1 protein-coding gene and 1 pseudogene are annotated in these 7,803 nt (G+C 69.4%); both read right to left on the reverse strand.

Going from position 1 to position 7,803, the window contains the following annotated elements:
• Positions 1-7,183 (reverse strand): amino acid adenylation domain-containing protein (locus tag ACFWPJ_RS14635; RefSeq protein ID WP_378851262.1); only part of this gene is annotated, 7,183 nt, incomplete at its 3' end.
• 411 nt (positions 7,184-7,594) lie between these two features.
• A pseudogene (locus ACFWPJ_RS14640) lies at positions 7,595-7,803 on the reverse strand (precorrin-4 C(11)-methyltransferase); the annotation flags it as partial.

The following is a 7,803-nucleotide window of genomic DNA, read 5'->3' on the forward strand; positions in this document are numbered from 1 at the left end:
CGGGGGGCCCGGGGGGGGGGGGGTGGGCGGCGGGTCGCCCCAGAGCGTGGGGCTGTTGGGGTTGTTCGGGGGTCCTTTTGTGGATCGGGGTGTTCAACAGCGACAGCGGATCGTCCTCGGAACCGAGGACCTCACGCTGCCACAGCGCGTAATCGGCGTACTGGACCGGCAATTCGGCCCAGGTCGGCGCCTCCCACGAGGTGCGCGCGGCGTAGGCGACGATGACATCGCGCGACAGCGGAGCCATCGACCAGCCGTCGGCGGAGATGTGGTGCACCACCATGCCGAGCACGTACTCGGTCTCGCTGATCTCGAAAAGCCGTGCGTGCAGCGGCACTTCGCTGGTCACGTCGAAGGCCATCGACGCCAGGTCGATCAGGTGGTCGATGAGGTTGTCCTCGGTGACCCGGTACGGGGTCAGGTCGGGGACGATCTGCGCGGCGTCGAGCACCACCTGCACCGGGCCGTTGCCCGACTCGGGGAACACGGTGCGCAGCGACTCGTGCCGGTCGATCACGTCGATGACAGCGACCTGCAGCGCGGCCACATCGAGCTCGCCGGACAGCCGGATCGCGACCGGGATGTTGTTGACCGCCGAGGCGGTGTCGAAGCGGTTGAGGAACCACATGCGCTGCTGGGCCAGCGACAGCGGCACCAGGTCGGGCCGCTCGCGGGCGACCAGCGCCTTGCGGGCACCGTCACCGGCCTGCGATTCCACCCGCGCGGCCAGCGCCGCGACGGTGGGCGCCTCGAACAGCATGCGGACCGGGACACGGGTATCCAGGGCGATGCCGATGCGGGAGGCGACCTGGGTGGCGATCAGCGAGTTGCCACCCAGCTCGAAGAAGTCGTCCTCGACACCGACGCGCGAGAGCTCGAGCACGTCGGCGAAGACCTGCGCGACGATCTGCTCGATCGGGGTGGTCGGGGCGCGGAACTCGCGCACCTCGAACACCGGCGCGGGCAGCGCGCGGCGATCGAGCTTGCCGTTGACCGTCAGCGGGATCGCGGCGAGCACCATGATCGACGACGGCACCATGTACGCGGGCAGACGCTGCGCGACATGCTCGGTCAGTGCGGGCACATCGATCGAACGGCCCGGCACCGCGACGACATAGGACACCAGCGAGGTGCTGCCGCCCTTGTTCTTGTGGCCGATGCTGACCGCGAAGTCGACGGTCTCGTGCGAGGCCAGCGCGGAGTCGATCTCGCCCAGTTCGATACGGAAACCGCGGACCTTCACCTGGAAGTCGGAGCGGCCGACGTATTCGACATTGCGGTCGGCGGTCCAGCGCACCACGTCACCGGTGCGGTACATCCGCTGACCGGGCGCGTACGGGTTGGCGACGAAGCGATCCGAGGTCAGCGCGGCGCGCGCGTGGTACCCACGCGCCATGCCGACGCCGCCGATGTAGAGCTCACCGGCCACGCCCACCGGTACGGGGCGCAGGCGGTCGTCGAGGATCAGCGTGTGGACACCGCGGATCGGGCCACCGATGACGACCCGCTCCCCCGGGATCAGGCCCTCGGAGAGGTTGGAGGCGATGGTGGTCTCGGTGGGGCCGTAGACATTGCCGAGCATGCGGCGCGAGCCGTCGGGCAGGCGGACCGCCCACTTGGTGACCAGCTCCGGCGGGACCGCCTCGCCACCGGCCGCGAGAACCCGCAGGTGATCGAGGCCGCGTGCGTCGAAGGTGGCCAGCGCGGCCGGGGTCACGAACGCGTGGGTGACTTCCTCGGTGATGAGGATGTCACGCAGTTCCTCACCGCCGTAGACGCCCGGCGGGACGACCACGAGCGTGCCGCCGCGGCCGAGGGCCAGCAGCAGTTCCAGCACCGACGCGTCGAACGACGGCGAGGCGAAATGCAATGCGCGGGTGTCGGAGTCGAGCGAGTACAGGTCGATCTGCTCGGCGCAGAAGTTGGCGACGCTCGCGTGGGTGACCACCACGCCCTTGGGCACACCGGTGGAACCGGAGGTGTAGATCAGGTACGCGGGCTGCGCGGGATCGGTCGGGCGGACCAGTTCGCGCGGGGCCAGCGGGGCATCGGAGAAGTCGTCGAGATCGATGTCGTCGATCTCGATCCAGCGCACCGACTCCGGCAGCTCGCCTGCCTCGGAGGTGACCGTGATACCAACGGACACACCGGCATCGGTGATCATGTGCGCGATGCGGTCGGCCGGGTAGTTCGGGTCGACGGGCACGAACGCGGCGCCGGTCTTGGCGACCGACCACACCGCGAGCACCGACTCCAGCGAACGCGGCACGGCGACGGCGACAAAGTCTTCCGCACCCAGACCCTGCTGAATCAGCAAGCGCGCCACCTGGTTCGAGCGGCGATCCAGCTCGCCATATGACAGCGTCGCGAAGCGACTCGATGAGGGGTGGTGGTCGGGCGACGGGAGGGCCACAGCTGTCCCCTCGAACACGACCGCGGTCGCCTCGGTGTCCAGGGCGGCCTGCGCCATCAGCTGCGGCAGGGTGCGCGCCACCGCGGCGGGGGCGCCGTAGCGGGTGACCAGGTCGGTGCGCTCGGCGTCGTCGAGCACGTCGATCGCGCCGACGGTGACGGCCGGGTCGGCCAGGATCGCGTCGAGCACGCGCCGCCAGCGCAGCAGCAGTTCCTCGACGGTCGACCGGTCGAACAGGTCGACGGCGTAGGTGAGCACGCCGGTCATGCCCGACAGCGAGCCCGAACCGGTGTGCTCCTCGGTGAGGGTCCACTGCAGGTCGAACTTGGCCATGTCGACCTCGACCTCGTCGGCGTCGACCGACAGACCGGGCAGTTCCAGGGTGCCGTGCGACATCTCCTGGAACGAGAGCACCACCTGGAACAGCGGGTGGCGGGCTTGCGAGCGCGACGGGTTGAGCACGTCGACGAGCCGCTCGAACGGCACGTCCGCGTTGGCGAACGCGCTCAGGTCGGTTTCGCGGGTGCGCGTGAGGAATTCGCTGAACGGCTGGGTCGGGTCGACGTCGGAACGCAACACCAGGGTGTTGACGAACATGCCGATCAGGTCGTCGAGCGCCTGCTCGCCACGGCCGGCGATGGGGGTGCCGACCGCGATGTCGGTGGTGCCCGACAGCCGCGCGAGCAGCACGGCCAGCGAGGCGTGCACGACCATGAACAGGGTGACGCCGTTGGCGCGGGCCAGCGCGGCCAGCTGCTCGTGGGTGTCGGCGTCGATATCGAAGCCGACGCGCGCGCCGCGGAAGCTCTGCTGCTGCGGACGCGGGCGGTCACTGGGCAGATCGAGCTGGTCGGGCAGGCCGTCCAGCGCCCGCTGCCAGTAGTCGAGCTGGCGCGCGGCCATCGACGCCGGGTCGCTCTCGGCGCCGAGCAGTTCGCGCTGCCACAGGGTGTAGTCGCGGTACTGCACCGGCAGCGGCGCCCAGCCGGGGGCCTCGCCCGCCGAGCGGGCCAGGTAGGCGGTGGCGACGTCGCGGGCCAGCGGGCCGAAGGAGAAACCGTCGGCCGCGATGTGGTGGACGACGAAGGCGACCGCGAATTCCGGTGTGCCGGCGCCGTGACCGGCGGGCTCGGAGGCGGTAGCGGAGCGTGACCACGCAGAGCCCTCGGGAGCGGCGCCATTGGACGCAGCGGTTCCGCCGGTGATCTGGAAGATCCGCACGCGGATCGGCAGTTCCAGGGTGACGTCGAAACCGGTGGAGGCGAAGTTGATCAGCTCGTCGTGCAGCACCGACTGGTCGATCGGGGTCACCGTGATGCCCAGGTCGAACTCGTCGGGGCCGAGCACCTGCTGGAAGCCGCCATCGGCGTCCGGGAAGATCGTGCGCAGCGATTCCTGGCGCACGACAACGTCGTTGAGCGCGTCGATCAGCGCGTCGACGTCGACGCGGCCCTTCATCCGCACGACGAAGGGCAGGTTGTAGGTCGGCGCGGCGGGGTCGAACTGGTTGATGAACCACATCCGCTGCTGGGCCAGCGACAGCGGCACCTGATCCGGATGCTGCAGCGCGACCAGCGGCGGACGCGCGGCTGAAACATCTGCGGGCGAGACGGATTCGGCGCGGGCGGCCAGACCTGCCACGGTCGGGGTCTCGAACAGCGCGCGCACACCGAGCTGGATGCCGAACGCGGCGCCGATCCGGGCGACGACCTGGGTGGCGACCAGCGAGTTGCCGCCGAGTTCGAAGAAGTTGTCGTCGGCGCCGACCCGCTCCTGGCTGAGCACGTCGCCGAAGATGCCGGCCACGATCTGCTCGGCCGGGGTGCGCGGCGCGCGGAAATCGCCTGCGGCGGCGCTGAACACGGGCTCGGGCAGGGCCTTGCGGTCCAGCTTGCCCGAGGTGTTGAGCGGGAACGCGGCGAGCACCATGATCGACGCGGGCACCATGTAGGTGGGCAGCTTCTCGGACACGAATCGGGTCAGCGTCGCCGGGTCGGCGGACTGGCCCGGTGCGGACACGATGTAGGCCGCCAGCTGCTGACCGGTCGCGGTGTCGACCACCAGCACCGCGGCCTGGCTGACGGTCGGGTGCGCGAGCAGGTCGGTCTCGATCTCGCCGAGCTCGATGCGCTGACCGCGGAACTTCACCTGGAAGTCGGTGCGGCCGATGTACTCCAGGACGCCGTCGGCGGTCCAGCGCACCAGGTCACCGGTGCGGTACATGCGCTCGCCGGGGGCGCCGACCGGGTTGGCGACGAAGCGGTCCGAGGTCAGGTCGGGGCGGCCGCGGTAGCAGCGCGCCAGCTGACGGCCCGCCAGATACAGCTCACCCGGTGCGCCGATCGCGGCCGGGCGCAGGCGCGAATCCAGTACGTAGACTTCGACATTCCACTCGGGGATACCGATCGGCACCGTGACGGTGTCGGCCTCGGTGGCCTCCCAGTAGGTGACCGAGACCGCGGCCTCGGTCGGGCCGTACAGGTTGTGCAGGCCCGCGGTGGAGATCGCGCGCAGACCGGCGGCGGTCTCCGGCGGCAGTGCCTCACCGATGACGAAAACCGCACGCAGCGTGGCGCATTGGGCCTGGGTGGCGTGCGAAACGAAGACGGTGAGCATGGACGGCACGAAGTCCGTCACGGTGACGCCGTGGCGTTCGATCATGTCCGCGACGTAGAGCGGGTCGCGGTGGCCGTCGGGCGAGGCGATGACCAGCTTGGCGCCGACCATCAGCGGCAGGAAGTAACCCCACAGCGACACGTCGAAGGTGGTGGCGGTCTTCTGCAGGTAGACGTCGTCGGCGGTCAACCGGTACTCGTCGAGCATCCACAGCTCTTGGTTGACGATCGCGTGGTGGGTGACCGCGACGCCCTTGGGGCGACCGGTCGAACCCGAGGTGTAGATGACGTAGGCGGTGTTGTCCGGGCGCAGCGGCGCCAGGCGCTCGGCGTCGGTGATCGGGGTGTCGGCGAAGGCGGCGGTGTCGAGGGTGTCGATCTCCACCCTGGCCACCGTGTCCGGTAGGTCCAGGTCGTCGCCGGTGGTGGTGAGCACGCAGACCGGTGCCGCGGACTCGAGGATGTAGGCGGTGCGGTCGGCCGGATGATCCGGGTCGATCGGCACGTAGGCGCCACCGGCCCGCAGCACGGCGTGCATGCCGACGACCAGGTCCAGCGAGCGGCGCATGCCCAGCGCGACCAGCGACTCCGGGCCGACACCGTCGGCGATCAGGAACCGGGCCAGCCGGTTGACCCTCGCGCCGAACTCGGCGTAGGTGAGGGTCTGGCCCTCGAAGTCGAGGGCGATCTTGTCCGGGGTCAGCGGGATCTGCGCGTCGAGCAGTGCGGGCAGCGTGGTCGCGGGGACCTCGTGCGCCGAGTCGTTCCACTCGGTCAGCGTGCGCTCCAGCTCGGCCGCGCCGGTGACCGGCAGGCTCCACACCGGGGCCACCGCGTCGGCGGCCAGGAAGCGGTCGAAGAACTCGAGGAACCGGCTGTGGTGGGTGGCCGCGTCGGCCGCCGAGTACAGGTTCGGGTTGGTCTCGAAGTCGATATGGTGCTGAGTACCCCCGAGCGACTGATAGAAGTTGACGCCCATATCCTCGACGCTGCCCATGGTCAACATATTGAGCCTGCCGTCCATGTCACCGAAGCGCAGGTAATTGTCGAACAGCATGATGTTGACCCACGGGCCGAAGAACTCCGTGGCGACCATGCCGTCGCCCGCCGAGTCGCGGCGGATGTCCTCGTGGCGGTAGCGCTGGTGGCGCAGGGCGCCGGAGACCTCGGTGGTGACCGAGCGCAGCAGGTCGGCGACGGTGGTGTCGTGGCCGACGCGCAGGCGCAGCGGGACGATGTTGGAGGTCACACCGCCGGAGCGGCGCATCACGGCGGTGGTGCGGCCGGTGACCGGCAGGCTGAGGATGACATCGGAGGTGCCGGTGATCTGCGCCAGATACGCCGCGAAACCGGCGATCAGCAGCGGCGCCGAGGTGGTGTCGTGGCGAGTGATGGCCTCGCTGAACAGGGTGTCCTGCGCCGGGCTCAGTGCCGCGCTGGTGACGTCGTTGACCGGCGACGGCGGCGCCGAGCGGCCGGTGAGGCTGCTGCCCTCTTCCAGCCCGGCCACGCGCTGGGCCCAGTGCGCCTTGTCGGACTCGAAGCGGGAGCTGTCGCGGTAGGCGATCTCCGACTCGTAGAGCGTGCGCAGGTCGGTGGCCTTGTTGGCCGGAGCCTCCGCGCCGGTGACGGCCGCGGTGTAGAGCTGTGCCGTGCGGGTGACGAAGTTGTTGGCGCCGAAACCGTCGAGCACGATGTGGTGGACGCGGGCATACCAGTACCAGCGCTCGTCCTCGAGCTGCAGCGCGGCGGCCTGGACCAGGCGGTCGTTGACGATGTCGAGCGGGCGGCTGTACTCGCCGCGCATCCACTCGGCGGCGGCGGCCTCGGGGTCGGACTCGCCGCGCAGGTCGACATAGATCAGCGTGTCGTCCTGGGTGAGGTCGACGGTCTGCATCGGTTCGCCGTCGATCTCGACGATGCGAAGGAAGCCCGACTGCTGCTCCGCGGCGGCCTCGGAGCTGGCGCGCTCGAGGGTCGCGACATCGAGGCGGCCACGCAGGTCGACGAACTGGGCGATGTTGATCGGCACAAGCGGGTCGACGTGCTGCGCGTACCAGATACCCAGCTGTGCGGGCGAGAGCGGGAAGTACTCCGCAGAGTCTCCACGTCCGTCACCAGTTTCGCCGTTTCCGCCGAAATCCAGCCGGTCCAACCCAAACCTCGTTTCCGGAACACCTGAGCAGGCGCTCCCCCGACGACACCGGAACGCAGGCGCCTCAGCCAGAACTAGCGTGGCGCCTGCGTCTCGGGTTCAATTCTCGAAATCAATCAGGCAAAAAATGTCCATTGGCACTATCTGTCGGCCCGTCCGATCTTGTTACATGGCCGAGACCATGCCCATGATCGTTTGACCGACTGCGCCGGTGTGCTCGTCGCAAACCATCGCACCAATCTACCGGTGCGCTCGCCAGGCAACCAACCACCTCCATAGCGACGCGACATCGGCCCAGGTAGACCGACAGCGGCCCGTTAGCTGACGCTTGTCTGTGCGCGCATATCGTCGCGGGAGCGCCCAGTCGCCGCAGCGAATGAGGCGTGGATCACACCAATTGGTTTGTTGTGACTACTGACTGAGGCCTCTGACCCTGGCCGGGTCGTAGAGGTGGGACTGGGCGCAGTCGATCGACGGGGTCATGGCGCGGCCGACCAGGATGACGGCGGCTTGGCGGAGGCCGGCGGCTTCGACCTGGTCGGCGATGTCGGTGAGGGTGCCGCGCAGGATCAGTTGTTCGGGTTGGCTCGCGCGGTAGACGACGGCGACCGGGCAGTCCG

The organism is Nocardia sp. NPDC058497, from assembly GCF_042720195.1.
Classification (GTDB): domain Bacteria; phylum Actinomycetota; class Actinomycetes; order Mycobacteriales; family Mycobacteriaceae; genus Nocardia.